The organism is Nonlabens sp. (assembly GCF_965660805.1).
Lineage (GTDB): Bacteria > Bacteroidota > Bacteroidia > Flavobacteriales > Flavobacteriaceae > Nonlabens.
On the sequence record NZ_CBFIBE010000011.1, the window covers coordinates 1 to 18,812 of the forward strand.

18 protein-coding genes are annotated in these 18,812 nt (G+C 37.3%); 12 read left to right on the forward strand and 6 right to left on the reverse strand.

The features are described 5' to 3' along the window. On the reverse strand, window positions 1–754 hold a 754-nt coding region (locus tag ACTF48_RS04450), incomplete at its 3' end, for a GTP-binding protein (RefSeq protein WP_438961938.1). Between the two features lie 362 nt (window positions 755–1,116). Here ACTF48_RS04450 and ACTF48_RS04455 point away from each other — a divergent pair. From ACTF48_RS04455 to ACTF48_RS04505, 11 genes are all read left to right on the forward strand, one after another. Then, window positions 1,117–1,449, forward strand: coding sequence for a hypothetical protein (locus ACTF48_RS04455; protein WP_438961939.1), 333 nt, complete (start codon window positions 1,117–1,119; stop codon window positions 1,447–1,449). Between the two features lie 44 nt (window positions 1,450–1,493). Continuing rightward, window positions 1,494–1,850, forward strand: a complete 357-nt coding sequence (locus ACTF48_RS04460; protein ID WP_438961940.1) for a hypothetical protein — start codon at window positions 1,494–1,496, stop codon at window positions 1,848–1,850. Window positions 1,851–2,722: 872 nt separating this feature from the next. Continuing rightward, window positions 2,723–3,790: a hypothetical protein gene (locus ACTF48_RS04465; RefSeq protein ID WP_438961941.1), complete on the forward strand. Its 1,068-nt coding sequence runs from the start codon at window positions 2,723–2,725 to the stop codon at window positions 3,788–3,790. Window positions 3,791–4,058: 268 nt separating this feature from the next. Further along, on the forward strand, window positions 4,059–4,325 hold the full coding sequence (locus ACTF48_RS04470) for a hypothetical protein (RefSeq protein ID WP_438961942.1): 267 nt from the start codon (window positions 4,059–4,061) through the stop codon (window positions 4,323–4,325). A gap of 191 nt (window positions 4,326–4,516) precedes the next feature. Further along, window positions 4,517–7,894, forward strand: coding sequence for a gliding motility-associated C-terminal domain-containing protein (locus tag ACTF48_RS04475; RefSeq protein ID WP_438961943.1), 3,378 nt, complete (start codon window positions 4,517–4,519; stop codon window positions 7,892–7,894). Between the two features lie 61 nt (window positions 7,895–7,955). After that, on the forward strand, window positions 7,956–8,891 hold the full coding sequence (locus ACTF48_RS04480; RefSeq protein ID WP_438961944.1) for a PorP/SprF family type IX secretion system membrane protein: 936 nt from the start codon (window positions 7,956–7,958) through the stop codon (window positions 8,889–8,891). Window positions 8,892–8,909: 18 nt separating this feature from the next. Then, complete coding sequence (locus tag ACTF48_RS04485) at window positions 8,910–10,892, forward strand: OmpA family protein (RefSeq protein WP_438961945.1); 1,983 nt, start codon at window positions 8,910–8,912, stop codon at window positions 10,890–10,892. Between the two features lie 132 nt (window positions 10,893–11,024). Continuing rightward, window positions 11,025–11,540 carry an isopentenyl-diphosphate Delta-isomerase gene (gene idi, locus ACTF48_RS04490; RefSeq protein WP_438961992.1) on the forward strand — a complete coding sequence of 172 codons (516 nt, stop codon included), beginning with the start codon at window positions 11,025–11,027 and terminating at the stop codon, window positions 11,538–11,540. Continuing rightward, the gene (locus ACTF48_RS04495; protein WP_438961946.1) at window positions 11,537–11,947 is read left to right on the forward strand and encodes a 6-pyruvoyl trahydropterin synthase family protein; all 411 of its coding nucleotides are present in this window, start codon (window positions 11,537–11,539) and stop codon (window positions 11,945–11,947) included. The genes idi and ACTF48_RS04495 overlap by 4 nt, the downstream gene beginning before the upstream one ends. Next, entirely contained in the window at window positions 11,947–12,918 is a 972-nt protein-coding gene (locus ACTF48_RS04500; RefSeq protein ID WP_438961947.1) for a type I phosphomannose isomerase catalytic subunit, read from the forward strand. The genes ACTF48_RS04495 and ACTF48_RS04500 overlap by 1 nt, the downstream gene beginning before the upstream one ends. A gap of 202 nt (window positions 12,919–13,120) precedes the next feature. Further along, the gene (locus tag ACTF48_RS04505; RefSeq protein WP_438961948.1) at window positions 13,121–13,387 is read left to right on the forward strand and encodes a hypothetical protein; all 267 of its coding nucleotides are present in this window, start codon (window positions 13,121–13,123) and stop codon (window positions 13,385–13,387) included. Here the strand turns inward: ACTF48_RS04505 and ACTF48_RS04510 are convergent. From ACTF48_RS04510 to ACTF48_RS04530, 5 genes are all read right to left on the reverse strand, one after another. Then, window positions 13,382–14,095 (reverse strand): DUF4369 domain-containing protein, encoded by a 714-nt coding sequence (locus tag ACTF48_RS04510; RefSeq protein ID WP_438961949.1) that lies wholly within the window; start codon window positions 14,093–14,095, stop codon window positions 13,382–13,384. The genes ACTF48_RS04505 and ACTF48_RS04510 overlap by 6 nt on opposite strands. 47 nt (window positions 14,096–14,142) lie before the next feature. After that, entirely contained in the window at window positions 14,143–15,471 is a 1,329-nt protein-coding gene (locus ACTF48_RS04515; protein WP_438961950.1) for a DUF819 family protein, read from the reverse strand. Between the two features lie 93 nt (window positions 15,472–15,564). Then, entirely contained in the window at window positions 15,565–16,512 is a 948-nt protein-coding gene (locus tag ACTF48_RS04520) for an alpha/beta hydrolase (protein ID WP_438961951.1), read from the reverse strand. A 156-nt stretch (window positions 16,513–16,668) separates the two neighbouring features. Then, complete coding sequence (locus ACTF48_RS04525) at window positions 16,669–16,965, reverse strand: TIGR03643 family protein (protein ID WP_438961952.1); 297 nt, start codon at window positions 16,963–16,965, stop codon at window positions 16,669–16,671. Window positions 16,966–17,123: 158 nt separating this feature from the next. Continuing rightward, complete coding sequence (locus ACTF48_RS04530; RefSeq protein ID WP_438961953.1) at window positions 17,124–17,729, reverse strand: alpha-ketoglutarate-dependent dioxygenase AlkB family protein; 606 nt, start codon at window positions 17,727–17,729, stop codon at window positions 17,124–17,126. 75 nt (window positions 17,730–17,804) lie between these two features. On the opposite strand from ACTF48_RS04530, the gene ACTF48_RS04535 reads away from it, so the two are divergent. Then, window positions 17,805–18,812: a 3-oxoacyl-ACP synthase III family protein gene (locus tag ACTF48_RS04535; RefSeq protein ID WP_438961954.1), complete on the forward strand. Its 1,008-nt coding sequence runs from the start codon at window positions 17,805–17,807 to the stop codon at window positions 18,810–18,812.

Below are 18,812 nucleotides of genomic sequence, written 5' to 3' on the forward strand. Positions count from 1 at the left end.
ATACAGGCTGTTGTTTCCCAGCTAGATAGTCTTCTTTGCTGAATGGAGGATAAATTCCCGTGACTAGTTCTAGGTCTTCTCGTAACGCTTTCGCGAAAGCGGACCCCACAACATCATCCAGCTTATCATCACTTACATCATTAATAGCTACAGCTACAGCGGGTTTTTTTTGATCCTGCTGGGTAAATAATTGCACATTACTATCTATAATATTATAAATCCCTTTCAAGTCATAACCCATTCCTATAGGAAAGCTTAAGGGGCACACGCTTAAACCTAGTTTTTGTTCTATTTCATCTAGTAGGTCAAAGGCGTCTTTACCTTCTCGATCTAGTTTATTAATAAAAACGATCATAGGGATCTCACGCATTCTACAAACTTGGACTAATTTTTCTGTTTGCTCCTCCACACCTTTTGCTACGTCTATGACCACGATCACACTATCTACTGCGGTGAGTGTTCTATAAGTATCTTCAGCAAAGTCTTTATGTCCTGGCGTGTCTAGTATATTTATCTTTATACCGTTATACTCAAACGCCAGTACAGAGGTGGCGACAGATATACCTCGCTGCCGTTCTATTTCCATGAAATCACTCGCGGCGCCTTTCTTGATCTTATTAGACTTAACCGCACCAGCCTCTTGTATCGCACCACCGTAGAGTAATAATTTTTCTGTAAGGGTGGTTTTACCAGCATCAGGATGCGATATGATGCCAAAGGTTCTGCGGCGTTTTAATTCTTTATCTATGCCCATGTAAATTTTTATAGGCTACAAAAATAGCGTTCTTTCTGCGATTGTTCATGGGTGACGGTTATTTGTTAATTCTTATTTCTTAATGGTTGCCACTTATCCTTACCTCAGATCATAAAAAAAAAACTCAAAGCCCACCACTCACAAACCTAAACCTAAACTTAAATTTAAACTAAAATCAAAATCAAAACCAACCATAGAGCATTGAGGCTCTCGAAGAGCAGCATTATCAACTCAAAAACTCAAAAACTCAAAGACTCACAACTCCCAGCTCAAAGCTCACCACTCAAATCTAAACGTACATAGAGGTTCTTAAATTCAAGCGCCCTTTGCTTACATTTGCAATAGTAATTTATAGATTTTTCATGATTCATATATTAGTAAGTAAAGGAATGCGTCCTGGCTTTTGGTTTGGGCTATTGTTTGTAGCGGTAATGTCATTACATGCGGCACCTGTATGTGATGGGGTTTCAGTTAATGCTCCACAGGATGTGATATATGGCGCAACGGTAGATATAGAGATTGTAAACACTTCTCAAAAAACCGTTCGTTGGGCGATTTATGGCAGGGATCTGGAGATGATTAGGAACGGTAATGGTAGTGCTATGGGAGAAGTAGTGTTTGCGATCCCAGGTACGTATCATGTTATCGCTTCTATTGAAGAAGTTCCCGCTGTTTTCAAGAGCCTAACGAGTTAACCCATTTTACAGATTCGGCCACTATTACAGTACACCCAGTAAATATGACTTTTCTGTTTGATGAACTGCAGCTTTCTGCCTTCCCGCAAAAAGGGGTAGATACTAAAGGGATTACGGTTACGGTACCGGTAGAGGTAGAGACTTATAATGGTAAACCCATACCTTTTAATCCTGCCACTGGGATGGTGACTGCCGGTATTCAAACTTATATAAAAGGTGATTTAGTAAGGGATTTTAAGGTTCTTAAGCCTGGCATAACGCTACTCACCTATCAGTTAAGTGGTGTGGCTAAAGTAGAAGCTTATATCATGCTGGATTTTACCAATGCTAATGGACTACAGCAGAGTTATAGTTTGTTAAAAAGATTCAGTAATAGAGGTGGTTTCATCTATTTGATATAAGTCCTCTGATTATATCTCTAGTAGTTCTTTTTGGGCGGTATTCTTTTTTGCTATCGATTCTAGTATGGATGGAGTGGTATAAGATATGGTTTAGAACGCCTTTTCTTAGGGTGCTTCTAGTGCAGTTAAGGCGCTGTTCATCTGCCTTAAATAGCGGGCGCAATTCCCTGTCTAAGTGCTTTAATAGTGATTAGAACATCAGTTTTATGTTGTTCTCGTTCCTCGGCCACTTATAGGAATTTGTCTTAATACCTCAAAGGTGTAAAAAGAATACATTATTGGTTTGCAAACTCCTTCCCTCAGGGAAGGCTGGGATGGGTGTTCTGTTCTTTGTTTCGGTTAGTGTTTATGTCGGTTCGAGCGCAGCCTAGAATGGTTTAAAGAAACATATCATTTTCATTATTCCATAATCCATAATCCATATTCAAGTTCAAGTTCAAATTCAATTTCATCATTCATCATTCCATAATCGATATTCGTTATTCAAGTTTAAGTTCAAGTTCAACTCCTGTTCTTTTCATGAAATCTTCATTAGCTATAGATCTTGGGACAAGTGTTTTTAAGCGTATTTTATTGTGTTTGATCGTTTTTTAAACAGCTTGTTAGTTTTGTTTCAATAAAACACCTTATTAATTTTTTTATTGTAATATTTGTTTTTTGTTAATATTGTATAATACAATATTGAGTAAGATTACAAATTATTTATGGCTTAGTTTTTTAACTGTCAGTAATAATATATTTAAATTAGGAATAATATTTTTAAAAAAGGGTTGTTTTTATTTCTGAGTCTCATGTTTGCATATCAAACTTCGGCGCAAACATGTTCAGGTACAGTAAGTATTCCTCCAAATGGAAGTGTAACTTTGAATGGGGTGGGGATTTCAACTACTAGTACTGGTTCTGTTTCGACTTTTTCTAGTTCTTATACACGATGTTCAGGTGCTGATGAAACAACTGTATCACCTGGCTCTTTATGGGTAGGTCGATATGGTTCTTATTCGGTTACTTTTGATTTTGATCAACCGGTAAACGACTTTCTTTTTGTGATCAATGCAGGTGGTTCTGGTGGGAATGAAAACTTTATTTTTACTGTCGATGGTGCTCCTGCGTCCATTACAGAGCTATGGTCTTGTTACAGTAGTGTTAATGGTAATGAAGTTTTACAAGGCGCTGGTGCGCCGGGTAATGATAGTGGTGGTGGTGGATTTCTAATTTCAGGAGCTTCTGCTTATACCCAAGTAGTGGTTACGGGTAATGGAGGTTTTGAGGGTGGTTTTATGTCTATTTGTGAATCTTCTATTATGCCTGCGCCTCCTTGCAACGCAGGTGCTACAGCTCCTTCACTAAGCGCTGCTACAGCGACCAATTCCTGCCCTACAGGAACAGTGAATTTAAATGCCTTGCATACGGGAACTACTCCTTCTGGTACTGGTTTAGTTTGGAGTACAGATAATGATAGTAGTGATGGTTTGTCTTCTACAGAGTCTATGCCAGCTGCTATTGCGGCAAGTGGTACTTATTATGCTTATTATTTTGATAATGTAAATAATTGTTATTCTCCTGTGAGTAACTCGGTATCCGTGACTATTTTAGATTGCTGTATAGCAGGCGCAGCCGCTCCCTTGTTAAGCTTGCCTTCTTTAGGTAATGCCTGCCCTGCAACCACAGCAGACTTAACAACAGTTACGGCGATTAATTCACCTGGTGGTGGTGCCGTGTTAACCTGGCATACTGCCACTCCAGCAACTAACGCAAATAAAATTGCTACGCCTAATAGTCCTAGCGATCCTACCGCAGTAGGAGCAGGTACCTATTATGCGGCTTTTTATGACGGTTCAGTAGATTGTTACAGTGGTGTGGCTGGTGATGGTACAACGGCTATTACCGTGACTATTACAGCACCTTGTTGTGGTGCAGGTGTGGAGGCTCCAGGGTTTTAACAATTATTCTTAATCTTTTTATGTGATGGCGGTTTTTTGCTTATTTCATTTCTAGATGATTACTTGGGCGTGTGCAGGTCTTTCATTTAATTACTTAAACATCTTTTTATCGTATATTAATGTCTGTTGTCGATCAGTGATCTTTGTTGTTGTCTTTTATTTTTTGTGTAGTTGTTTCTTTTACCTTTGAATGCTGAAATTCTTTCTGTTTAGAAGGTTTTCGATTGACTTGAGATAGTCTATATGGACTATTTAAATTATTGGAATTATGAGTTATGTAAATTACGGGTCTTTATTAGTTAAACCTGTTTTTCATTTGTCCGTATTTCCCTTGTTGGGTTTGCCTCTGTTTGCTATTTCCGGTGTTACAAGGAGCGGTGCGTTTGGAGTTGTTTTTTATGCTTCGCAGACAGTTGGATCTAGTGTGGGGTCAGTGCTGAGAAATATGATAGTGGCTTCAAGTGTTTATGGTGCTTCTGGTTCTTGGGGTGTTGTTTCGTTTGATGATACAGCTTTTGATTTGTTATCTGTTTAATTTGTTTGGGCCTCGTCTTTGTGATTTGGCCTTTTGTTTTTAGAAATATAATATGTTTAATATCAACCAATTTTAAGGTTATGCGAGAAAGATTTAAAAACATTAAAGTTTTCATCCTTCTGTTTTTAGGGGTGTTTATTAGTAATGTTGTTATTGGGCAAAATGTAGATTTAACCACTGTAAATTCAGAAGTGGCTAATAGTCCAGGCCCTGGTAATGTTATCAGTTGGCATACAGGTACACCTGTTACTTCGGCTAATGAGGTGTTGGATCCTACTGATGTTGTGGCAGGAGTTGTTTATTATATGGCGTTTTACAATGCCGGAGATGATTGTTACTCACAAAGTTCAGGGGTTTATACCACAGTAAATACCTGTCCGGCGACAACAGTTGATTTAACCTCTGTTAGTATCGCTTCTGTTCCTTCAGGTACAGATCTTAGTTGGCATGATGGTGTTCCGGTGTCGTCAGGAAATGTTATCGCTGATCCAACCAGTGTTGGTCCTGGTGTTTATTATGTCGCTTTTTATGATGCTCTAAACATGTGTTATTCCCCAGCTTCAGCTGTTGTAGTGGGATCGCAAACCTGTCTGGATCCTTGTGTTCCTACGGGAGTGGTAGGCGGAGTTACTGTTGTTGATGATTTTGATGGAGATGGTGTTAGTAATGCTTGTGATGATGATGATGATGATGATGGGGTTTTAGATGAAGCTGAACAAGGTTCGTGTGCCGTACGTATTTATGTTTCAGATTCTGATAGCTTAGGTTATGTAGATTTGAATACCGGAGAATTTGTAGAGGTAGGTGATGTGACAAATGCAGATCCAACTCGAGATCTTATGGGTACAGCAGATGGTCGTATCTGGGCTACTGGAAGTGTGAGTTTGTCTCAGTTAGATTTAAGTAGCGGAGCGGTTATTGATGGCCCTTTTACCTCTCAGAATGGTTGGGGAAGTGATGCTTTACCAGATGGTAGTTTGTTTGTTTTAGCGTCCCTTAATAATATTTATACTGTTGATCCTGCAAATGGTACTACCAATTTACATAATAGTTATACAGAGTTTGATACCATAGTTGGTGATATTCAAATAGTGGACGAAGGTAGTAGTCTTACCGCTTATATAACGGCTCTTGCATACGGTACTCCTAATACTACTCTTCTTGTGGTTATCTCAGATTTTATGGGACCCAACGAATCTGTTGCTGTAGTGACTCTTGATCCTAACGATGATAGGGTTTGGGGTTTAGCTTATATTGATGGTGTTTTGTATGGTTCAACTAGTACTAACCAAATAGTTACTATCGATACAACTACAGGTGAACAAACAATTGTGTTTGATTTTTCTTCTGATCCTAATGCGAGTAATTTTAATGGGTTTAATGGTGCTTTTAGTCCTTGTAATACTACATTAGATACTGACTCAGACGGCTTTCCAGATTACCTTGATCTTGATAGTGATGGGGATGGAGTTACTGATAGTGATGAGGTAGTTGATAGTACTGACGGTACAGATCCTTGCTCATTCGAGACATCAAGCATTAGTCTAACTCCTGATGCCGCATGGAATGCGTTGGATTGTGATAATGACGGAGTAACTAACGGAGATGAACTCACTAATGGTACAGATCCACAAGATGATGACACGGATGGAGATGGAGTTACGGACGGCGATGAGATCGCTGATGGAACTGATGGAGCTGATCCTTGCTCATTCGATATTTCAAGTGCAAGTATGACTACAGATCCTGCATGGAATACTGCGGATTGTGATAATGACGGAGTGACTAACGGAGCTGAACTCACTAATGGTACTGATCCACAAGATCCAGATACTGATGGAGATGGAGTTACGGACGGTGATGAAGTAAATGATGGTACTGTAGGAACTGATCCATGTGATTATTTACAGTCAAGTGTAACTGTATCGCCAGATGCTGCGTGGAATACTGCCGATTGTGATAATGATGGAGTTACTAATATAGATGAGAATACCAATGGTACAGATCCACAAGATGAAGATACTGATGGAGATGGAGTTACGGACGGTGATGAAGTAAATGATGGTACTGTAGGAACCGATCCTTGTTCATTCCAGACGTCAAGTGCAAGTGTAACGCCAGATGCTGCATGGAATGCATTAGATTGTGATAATGACGGAGTAACTAACGGAGCTGAAATCGCCAATGGTACAGATCCACAAGATCCAGATACTGATGGAGATGGAGTTACGGATGGTGATGAAGTAAATGACGGTACTGATGGTACGGATCCATGTGATTATGAATCTGCAAGTGTTACTTTAATACCTGACGCTGCTTGGAATACTGCCGATTGTGATAATGATGGAGTAACAAATGATGATGAGCTTACCAATGGTACAGATCCACAAGATCCAGATACTGATGGAGATGGAGTTACGGACGGTGATGAAGTAAATGATGGTACTGATGGTACAGAACCATGTGACTATGAATCTGCAAGTGTAACGTTGCTAGTAACAAGTACTGTAGATTGTGATGGAGATGGAGTAACAGATGCAGATGAGGTTAACGGACCAGATGGTGATCCAACCACAGCAGATGGCTCCAATCCAAACGATCCATGTGACTTTATAGATGGTGCTGCGACAGTTCCCGCATCAAGCACAGGTGATTGTGACGGAGATGGAGTAACAGATGCTTTTGAGATTAACGGGCCAGATGGTGACCCGACAACAGCAGATGGTACTGATCCAAATGATCCATGTGATTATGATCCTGCTTCTCAAGATCTTGTCTCTGCAAATGATGATTGGGCTGCTTTGGATTGTGATGGCGATGGAGTGTCTAATTTTGATGAGTTATTCCCACCTGATGGTGGAGAACCTACAGATCCTCAAGATCCTTGTAGCTTAAATTTAGATGATCAAATTTTAGCTTTAGTTCAATCATCTTGGTTAGAAGGAGACTGTGATGGTGATAATGTGCCAAATGGTGTTGAAGGTCCTGCAGGTGATACTGATGGAGATGGTGTACCTGATTATTTGGATATAGATGATGATGGCGATGGTGTTGCTACAATTTATGAGGATTATGATGGAAATGATGACCCAACAGATCAGGATTCTGATGGTGATGGTATCCCAGATTATTTGGATACAGATGATGATGGTGATGGCCTGTTAACGATTGATGAAACTCCTAATCCTGATGGTGATTTGGATCCTAATACTGGGGATACTGGAGATTTTGATAATGATGGTATTCATGATTACCTTGATCCAGATGCGAGAAGAATAACGGTTTGGAATGCTGTTACACCAGATGATGACGGTAGAAATGACTTTTTATATTTGGAAGGAATTGAGTATTTTGAGAATAAGGTAACCATTTTTAATAGATGGGGTGTTGAAGTATACAACGCTACTAATTATGACAATGCTGATGTTAAATTCGATGGTATCTCAAATGGAAGAACGACTGTTTCTCAAGGAGAACGACTACCTTCTGGTACTTACTTTTATGTGATAGAATACGTTGATGATTTTGGTAAAGCACAACAATTATCAGGATATTTATATATTAGATAAATAAAGTTTTCTAGCTCAATGAAAAAATCGTTGAGCTAGATCATTTATAATACATGAAAAAATGAAGAAAATAATAACTATTATTTTATTGTTAGCGGTTACTTTAGGAGTAAGCGCTCAACAGGATCCTCAGTTTACACAGTACATGTACAACCCAGTTGTGATTAATCCTGCTTATGCTGGTAATCGTGGTGTGCTAAGTGTTGTAGGTTTACACCGTAGTCAGTGGGTTGGTTTAGATGGCGCTCCTAGAACACAAAGTTTGTCAGCTCATGCCCCTATAAGTAATTCCAGGGTTGGATTAGGTCTTTCAGTTTTGAATGATGAAATTGGGCCAGCTGATGAAACGTATCTTACCGCTGACTTTAGTTATACCATACCGGTGGGTGATGAAGCTAAATTTAGTTTCGGTATTAAGGCTGGAGCGCATTTGTTGAATGTTGATTTTAATCAATTGGATATATTTGATCCTTCAGATCCGAGGCTTCAAGGAGGTGGTGTTGATAATTTGCTCTCCCCTACGGTAGGTTTAGGATTATATTATCATTCTAAAAAATTCTATATCGGATTGAGTGTTCCTAATTTATTACAAACTGACCATTTTGATGAAAGCAGAAACAGTGCAACATCATTCATTGCTCAGGAGCGTATGCATTATTTTATGTCTACTGGTTATGTGTTTAATTTGAGTGACTCTGTTAAATTTAAACCTGCTACCATGTTTAAGATGGTTCCAGGCGCGCCATTGCAATGGGATGCTTCCGCTAACTTCTTATTCAACGATAAGGTTACAGTTGGTGCTGCCTATAGATGGAGTGCCGCAGTTAGTGGTTTAGTAGGGTTCCAATTAAACGATCAATTAATGATCGGTTTTGCATACGATAGAGAAACAACAGAATTAGGTAATGCCGTCTTCAATGATGGTAGTTACGAATTATTTATGAGATTTGAATTGTTTAATAATGTAGATAAAATTATTACTCCTAGATTCTTCTAATATCAATATTATAAAATTATGAAAAATAAAATATTATTACTTCTAATAGTACTTTTGACTTCGTCAATTGTTTTTGCACAAAATAGAAGTATCAAATCTTCTAATGAAGAGTTTAGTAATCTATCTTATATTGATGCACAACAAATGTATTTGAATATAGTAGAGAAAGGTTATTCAGATATTGAGTTATTTCAAAATCTTGCTGATACTTATTACTATAACAATGATTATGTTAATGCAAACAAGTGGTATTCAAAAGTGTTTGAGTTTGATAAGCATGATATAAAGAAAGAATATTTTTTCAAATATATTCAAACTCTTAAATCGGTTAAAGACTACGAGAAATCAAATGAGATTGTAGAACAATATATCGAGGTAAAAGGAGAGGATCAGTTCATTAAGAATTATTCGAATAACGTAAATTACCTGGATCAAATTAATCTCCAATCCGGAAGGTTTGAGATTAAGAAATTGGAGATGAATAGTGATGCTCAGGATTTTGGGGTGGCACTATATGAAGGAGGGGAAAAAGCAGTTTTTTCTAGTTCTAAGGACACTTCCTCTGTCTCAAAGTATGTTCATAAATGGAGTAATAGAGGCTTTTTAGATTTATACACAGCCGATGTTGACGCTGCCACAGGTGAGTTTTCAAACATTGAAAAGTTTGGTGATAAAAATATAAATACTAAATTTCATGAAAGTAATGCTGTGTTTACTAAGGATAACAAGACAGTTTACTTTACTAGAAATAATTTCTATAAAAAGAAATTTAAAACAAGTTCTGATCATATCAATAAATTAAAAATTTATCGTGCCACTAGGAAAGGTGAAGGCGATAAATGGGGTGATGTTGAAGAATTGTCTATTAATGGCGAGGGATTTTCTACGGCGCACCCAGCATTGAGTCCTAATGAAGATAAATTGTACTTTGCTTCTGATCGTCCAGATGGAATGATCGGTTTAGATGATTCAAAAGCATCTTCTGATATATGGTATGTGTCATTAGACGAGAATGGTGTTTTAGGTGCTCCTGTAAACGTTAAAGAGGTAAATACCCCAGGTAATGAGTTGTTTCCTTTCATGAGTGATAATGGTGATTTGTATTTCTCTTCTAATGGCCATCAAGGTCTTGGAGGTTTAGATGTCTTTGTTTCTCAGTCAGTTGATGGTAAATTATCTAAAGACATTATTAACGTAGGTAAACCAGTTAATGGAACTCAAGATGATTTTGCTTTTGTGTTGAACCAAGAAAAACAATTGGGATACTTTAGTTCAAACAGACTATCAGGAAAAGGTTTAGATGATATTTACTTTTTTAAACAAACAAAAGATTTGCCAGGTTTAATTGAAATTAATGGAGTGGTAACTAATCAAGAGACTGGTGAATTACTTCCAGAAGCAAAAGTTTCATTAGTGGATTCAGAGAATAAGGTGCTCAAAACTATGGTAGTAGGAGACGATGCGTTATATAAGTTTAAATTAGAGTTTGATAAGAATTATTCTATCAGAGCTGAAAAAGCTGATTTCTCAACCGTAGAAAAGTTTGTTCAAACATCAAGTGAGACTTCTGTGATGGAGCAACCTATCGCAATTAGCCCTACTATGGAAAGTAAAATTGCTAATTTGAAAGTTGGTGTTGATTTAGCAAAGATTTTTGATATTGTTATTTATTTTGATTACAACAAGGCAAATATCCGTTCAGATGCTCAGGTTCAATTACAAAAACTAGTAGAGTATATGAATAAATATCCATCTACAGTTGTGGATATTAAATCTCATACAGATAGTAGAGGACGCGATAGCTATAACTTAAAACTATCTGATCGTCGTGCTAAGAGCACTAGGGCTTATTTAATTTCTCAAGGAATTTCTCCTTATAGGTTAACAGCTGCTGGTTATGGAGAGTCACAACTACTCAATGAATGTTCTAATGGGGTGAAATGTTCTAAAGAGCAACACCAGTTAAACAGACGTTCAGAGTTTATCTTAATGAAAAAATAAATCTAAAATATTTCATTCAAAGACAGTTATAAAGATCCTTTCAATCGAAGGGATCTTTTTTGTTTACAAGATATTATGAATCTATTAATAGTTCCTAGCATCTGCTTTTGTAATTTTGATGGATACATTTGAATTATGAAAGAACAGGTAGTACTTGTAAACGAACTTGATGAGAAAGTAGGTCTCATGGAAAAGATAGAAGCCCATGAAAAAGCTTTACTCCACAGAGCATTTTCTGTTTTTATTCTTAATGATAAGAATGAGATCATGTTGCAGCAACGTGCCTGGTCTAAATATCATTCCCCTGGATTATGGACTAATACCTGTTGCAGTCACCAGCGTGATGGAGAGTCTAATATTGATGCTGGTAAACGTAGATTGATGGAGGAAATGGGTTTTAGTACTAATCTCAAGGAATTATTTCATTTCATTTACATAGCTCCATTTGATAATGGACTTACAGAACATGAATTAGATCATGTCATGATAGGGCACTATAATAATGATCCAGTAATTAATCCAGATGAGGTTGCTAGTTTTAAATGGATGACGGCACAAGATATTAAGGAAGATATGGACCAGCGACCAGAGGACTATACAGAATGGTTTAAAATCATCTTTGATAAATATTATAAACACATCTCATGAGACTAACAGCATACCGTAAAGCGCACTTTAATGCCGCCCATAGATTACATAAACCAGAGTGGAGTGATGAAAAGAATGCAGCTATTTTTGGTAAATGTAACAACCCTAATTATCATGGTCATAATTATGATTTAGAAGTAGGCGTAACGGGTGAGGTAGACCCAGAAACTGGTTACCTCATAGATCTTAAGATATTAAAGGATGTTATTAAATCTGAGGTAGAAGACGCCTTTGATCATAAAAACTTAAATATAGAAGTTCCCGAGTTTTCAACCTTAAATCCTACTGCTGAGAATATAGCTTATGTTATTTATAACAAGATAAAGGCAAAACTTGACCCTAAATACGACATTGAGATTAAACTTTACGAAACAGAACGTAACTTTGTCCTTTATAAAGGCGATTAATGAATTTATATCCTATTTTTTTTAAACCTATTCTCAAAGATAAAATTTGGGGTGGAACGGCTCTTAATGAAATTAAAAAAATCAATCCAGTAGTTCCTCAATTAGGAGAAAGTTGGGAAATATCAGTCGTAGAAAATGACATTAGTCTTGTGGATAATGGTCATTATAAAGGGTTTAATCTTAATGAGCTTATAGAAAAACACCCGTTATCCTTGCTAGGTAGTAAAGTCATACAGCAGCATGGTCGTCAGTTTCCACTACTTATTAAATACATTAACGCTGCCCAGGACTTATCGATTCAAGTCCATCCAGATGATGCAGTAGCCATTAAAAAGCACAACAGTTTTGGTAAGACTGAGATGTGGTATATTATGGATGCCTTACCAGATTCTCGATTGATTCTGGGGTTTAAAAAAGATGTTGATAAACACGCTTTCGCGAAAGCGATATCTCAAAAATCTGTGCTGGATTTATTAAATCAAATTGAGGTTCAGGAAGGAGATGCGTTTTTTATTAAGCCAGGCTTAGTTCATGCCATAGGTGCCGGAATTACACTTGCCGAAATTCAACAATCTAGTGATATAACTTATCGAGTTTATGATTTTGATCGTAAAGATCATCAAGGTAATACTCGCGAACTTCATATAGAAGATTCTATTGAAGTCAGTGATTATAAAAAGGCGACAGATCATGTGATTGATTATCAACCAGGACTGAGTGGAGCACAAAACCTTGCTGATAGTCGTTATTTCACTACAAATTATTTGAACTTTAAAGGTTGTCACAGGCTAGAAGTGGCTCCTCATCATAGTTTTATGGTTCTTATGAATGTAGGCCAGTCCTGTGATATTATTTGTGCAGGAAAATCTTATACTTTAAAAACTGCTCAAACGGTTCTTATTCCTGCCGCAGTACCTTATGTACTATTAAAAGCCACTGGTGTTGCAAAATTATTGAGCATTCACTTATAATACCAATTTACATTCCTAATGTCGCATATAATTCGTTTGTTTTTCGCCTATATTTCAAAATAAAATGAAACCGTAGCTTAGGCTATGCTTTAATTTTCTTTATCATCTAGTTAAAAAATAATTCAAATTAAGAATACGGCATTAGAAACATAAATTGGAATAAAGGCTAATTTTGGCGTATTTTTGCAAAAAATAATTTACCATGGCAAGCATTAGAGACCTTAAACAAGATATCAATTATGTATTAGGAGATATTATAGAAGCGGCATTATTACATCAAGCTACAAATCCAGATTCAGATACAAAAGCATCTGAAGCGGTAGTGGATGATAGCATCACAACTTTTGATGAATTAATCGCAAAAGTAAATGACAAAAATGTAGAAAATCGCAAAGCTCATTTAAAAAGTGTAAGAGCTGAGTTAGAATCTAGAGGTACTGAACTTATCGCTCGTATCAACAAGTTATAAGTTTTTCTTCCTTTCTTTTATAAATTCAGAGAGTTGTTTTCCATAACGACTGCTCTGAATTTTTTTTGGCATCATATGATACGCACTATCTAAGTAAACCGGATTTGCCTCATATCCTTCTTGGAGCAATGCAAATGGTGCTACCTCATAGTCTTTATGGCGCATCGCAAAATTAATCACATATCCTACTTTTTTCTTTATGTGCTTGTCTATGTCCTTAGATAAAGCATTTATAGAATCTTGATCAGGTGTTTCGGCCTGAGAAAGTAAGAGGCTTCTTTTAAAAAGGTCTGTATAACGATTAGATAATTGTTTATTAATGGCAGTAAATTCTTGAAAGAGCTTTTGATTTACAGATCCAGTTATAGTCGCACCAGTTTCAAATTGATCTAATGAGGTATGAATGGTGATGACAGTGTCTTCAGCAAAGAATTTTAATCGATCATCATAGATGGTTCCGTCTTTTTTATCTAAGTAAAAATACATAAGCTGTGGCTCATCTATAGTGGCTGTCATTTTAAATGGTGCCTCTCCATCCACGATAACAGAATCTACGTTTACTAGAGTAGTGTCCTGTAATTTTTGTAAATAAAGCTTGCCTATTTTAAGTCCGTCTACGGTTCCAGTAACGATAAGGTTGCCTTGTTGTTCTTCACTACAAGAAGTTAAAATAGCAATAGTGAGTAAAGTGACTATTATGTTTTTCATGAGCTTGTTTATAAGGCTACAAATATGATATATAACTTTTAAATAATCTAAGAAGTCGCTACCATTTGCATGAGGACAGTACATGCTATAGCTCCTATAGTTCCTACTACGTAACCAAAAACAGCTAGCAATACACCAACACTGGTGAGCGATGGATGAAATTCTGATGCTACAATAGGAGCACTAGCTGCTCCACCTACATTTGCCTGAGAACCTACCGCAAGGAAAAAATAGGGAGCCTTTATAAGTTTTGCCATAAGAATAAGCAGTCCGGCATGAATGGCCATCCATATAATACCTACCAGAATCAATAATGGATTCTCAACTATTTGTGTTAAGTCCATTTTCATTCCTATCGTAGCGACTAGAACATAAATAAAAATACTTCCTATTTTACTGGCGCCAGTTCCTTCATAACTTTTAGCAGGAGTAAATGATAATAAAATCCCTATAAATGTTGCGATAGAGATCATCCAGAAAAACTGGCTGGTTAGAAAGCTTAAATAAATATTCTTAGAAATACCTTCCATGCCAGACATGAGGTCTGATAAATAATTTGCTCCATAATGTGCTATCGCCACCGCACCAAAACCTATTCCCAGCATGACCATTGTGTCTGTAAAAGTAGCTTCGCGCTTTACACTAGCCGTATAATCAGATACTCTTTTTTTAAGGTCTTCAATAGCAGAACTATCGGCACCAAACCAGCGGTCTATTTTTACCGCTTTCCCGATCCCAAAAAGTAATATTCCCATCCACAAGTTAGCGACCACTATATCCACGAGAACCATTCCGCCATATTTAGCTTGATTGAATTGATACACCTCGAGCATGGCAGTTTGATTTGCGCCACCACCTATCCAGCTTCCAGCAAGTGTAGAAAGTCCACGCCATACTGCGTCATAACCTTCACCACCTACAGTTTCTGGTGAAAAAGAACCTATGATTAAAATAGCAATAGGACCACCTATGACGATTCCAGCTGTACCCGTTAAAAACATAATTAAGGCTTTAGGTCCTAAATTAAAAACGGCTTTTAAGTCTATAGATAAAGTCATTAAAACCAGTGCTGCTGGTAATAAATACCGCGACGCCATGTAATATAAAGAAGAGTTGCCTTCTTTAATAGTTCCATATTCACCGACCGTAATCCACTCAGGAGCGATAATTCCTAGAGAGCTCAGTACAGAAGGCAATAAGTAACACATCAATAGTGCTGGAACAATTTTATAGAACTTAGACCAGAAACCTTCTTTTAATGATGAAGAATAAAAGACTAATGCTAAACAAATCATCAATAACCCAAAAACAATGGTGTCTTTTGTTATTAATGGTGTCGTGTCGTGTACCTTTTCTATTACCTCTTGAAAAATCATAAAGTCGTATTTTGAATAATGGCAAAATACGACTTTATAAATTTTTGATTGGAATAAACACGCTTTCGCGAAAGCGTACTTATCAATAAAATATCACTTCATAAAGGCAACCATTTTCTCAACCAGTATAGGATGAATAGGGAAGTTCACATCAGTATAACTTTTTGCGGCCTCAATATCATCTTTACCTACTTTTTTAAGAACGTGATTTAATCCTTCTATGATTTCTAACTGACTGGAAGGAGCTGCGGCATGCAGTATATTTGCTTGTTCAACAGATACTTGAAAATCTCTGTCGCCGTTAATAATAAGAATAGGCGTTTTTAATTTTGCAATCTCTACTGCTGGATCATACTTCATCCATGATTTCATAAAAGGCTGTATTTGTGGACCTTGTAACTGCATTAAATAAGGATTTACATCTTCTACAATTTCCTCTTGAGCACGCATTTTATCAAAGGTAGCTTTGGCCATTGTATCCAGTCCAGGACTCTGAGCTGCTATTTGTGAAACGATTACATTATCTATAGGTTCTCCAGCTCCAGCTAGTGAGATAAAACCATCTACGTTTTCATTAACAGCCAGCATACCTACTAAGGAGCCTTGACTATGTCCAGCAATATAAATTTTAGAAAAACGACGGTCTTCTTCAAAGTGAGTAACCACATCTTTTGCGTCAGTAATAAAATCATCAAAACTTGTGTCAGGATCTACCTTTTTCTTTTTCATTTGTGTGACCACACGCTTGTCATATCGATAAGTAGCTATTCCTTCTTTTAAAAGTGCTTGTGCTAGTTGTTTGTGACTATCATTTTTAGTCATGACGCTATTTCCATCACGATCGTTAGGACCGCTACCGGTAAGCATGATTAAAAGTGGCGGTTGTTCCACATCATCTGGAATCCATAAGGTTCCTTGAATATTTTCATTAATATTGAGTTCTGTGGGGTCTTTTTCTTGTTCTTTATTGCCTTTATCAAAAAGCGTTTGAGAGAATCCTAAGACTGGTGCGAGAACAAGTAATAAAATTATTTTTTTCATGTTCGATGTAGCTTTTAATGATTTAATGGTTTTGTAATTTTAAATGTAATACAAATCATATACCTAAAACTGTATGATGATTATTATTTTATTGTTTCTTCAACAAAAAAAAGAGCAGATGATGGTCTGCTCTTTTTGAATTTATGTACTTATGCTTTATCGCTTAGAAATTTTATTTCCCGAAATATGTCGTTGCCTAGAACAGCGGAAACGATCCATCTCAGGATCACGATTAGCACGATGCTTAGTAGAACGACCTTGCACACGTGCTCTCCACATGCGGAAACTGCTTTCCTTCATCTGGTTGCGCATGATTTTAATGACCTGACTTTCTGTGACGCCAAACTGGGCTTCAATTGCATCAAATGGTGTGCGGTCTTCCCAGCCCATTTCTACAATACGATCTATCGCGCGTTCATCTAAGTTTGCTAAAATGTCTTTTGCTCTTGCCATGTTTATGGAGTCGTAATTAAGGCAGCCAGTTTACAATTGAGAAATAAACATTTGCTGTTTTTGAGAAAACTTTAGACTTTTTTGATGAAATAGACTTTCTAAGGAGTCTGTTGTCGTTAGTCATTATGCGTAGCGGTCATGAGTCTTATGTCATCATTTTAAAACGCTACAATCTTCCTAAAAGTAAGATTGATACGTTCGCTGATCGTTCTTTTTGTTTTAGGGATCTGGTGCTTGTACGTATGTTGTGTTGCTCCAGCCATGACTAGTAAACTACCATGCTCGAGTAAAAATTTAAAACGCCATTCTTTATTCTCATTGTGTTTCAAATGAAAAAAGCGTTCTTGCCCTAGAGTTATAGATGCAATTATTGGATTCTGGCCTAGTTCTTTTTCATTATCGGCATGCCAGCCGTTTGAATCCTGTCCGTCTCGATAACGGTTTACTAAACATATATTAAAGGTGGTGCCGGCAGCTTTTTCTACGTCTTCCTTGATGGATTTTAAGGTAGCGGTCCATGGTAGTGCATTATAGGTAATTCCACTGTATCCATAGCTTATCCCAGTATCTCCGTACAGTTGTGTTAATCTAGGCTCGTCATATTCTTTACCGAATACGGTAATTTTATTTTGCCGCCATGGTGTTTCTTGGAGCAGTTGTGTTTGTAGTTTGTGCGCTTTCGCGAAAGCGTAAAAACCACCGTCATACCACACCTCACCATCTGGAATCTCAGGAAATTCTTGCTCAAATAAATTACTATGCATGCATGTTAAATTAAACAAAAGCTACTTTAGAAAATAATTCTAGGGCTTATCTTGCAGTTCTTACAAATATAAAATATGTACACTTCTCGCATTACTGGAATGGGAAAATATGTCCCAGAAAACGTGGTTACTAATGATGACCTTTCTAAATTAATGGATACTAACGATGCCTGGATCCAGGAACGAACTGGAATTCAAGAGAGACGTCATATTAAAAAAGGTGATGGTAATTCTACTGCAATTATGGGTGTAAAAGCTGCTCAAATTGCTCTAGAACGCGCCCATGTTTCTAAAGATGATATAGACATGATCGTGTTTGCCACCTTGTCACCAGATTATTATTTTCCAGGTTGTGGTGTGCAAGTGCAGGATCTTATGGGAATTCACACTTGTCCTGCGTTAGATGTCCGTAACCAGTGTAGTGGCTTTGTTTATGCACTGTCTGTGGCAGATCAGTTTATAAAAACAGGAATGTATAAAAATGTTCTCGTTATAGGATCAGAAAATCATAGTGGTGGACTAGATATGACTACTCGTGGTCGATCAGTTTCGGTAATTTTTGGCGATGGTGCTGGTGCGGCTGTGGTGTCGCGCAGTGAAAAAGAAGGACATGGAATTTTATCTACACATTTACATAGTGAAGGGAAACATGCTCTGGAGCTTTCTTTAAAAGGACCATCTACTAATCATTGGGTTCCTGCCTTAATAGAAGAGAATCCGCAAGAGGATATTCCTTATTTTCCCTATATGAACGGTCAGTTTGTGTTTAAAAATGCCGTAAGACGTTTCAGCGAGGTGATTATGGAAGGTTTACAGACTAATGGTTTAGAGGTGAGTGATATAGATATGCTTGTGCCACACCAGGCTAATTTGCGTATTTCACAATTTATACAAAAGAAGTTCCAGTTAAGCGACGACCAGGTCTATAATAATATTCAGAACTATGGGAATACAACAGCAGCGTCTATTCCTATTGCTCTTTGCGAGGCATGGGAAAATGGAAAAATAAAGGAAGGCGATACGGTCGTTCTAGCGGCTTTTGGTAGTGGATTTACATGGGGTAGTGCGGTGATCAAGTGGTAA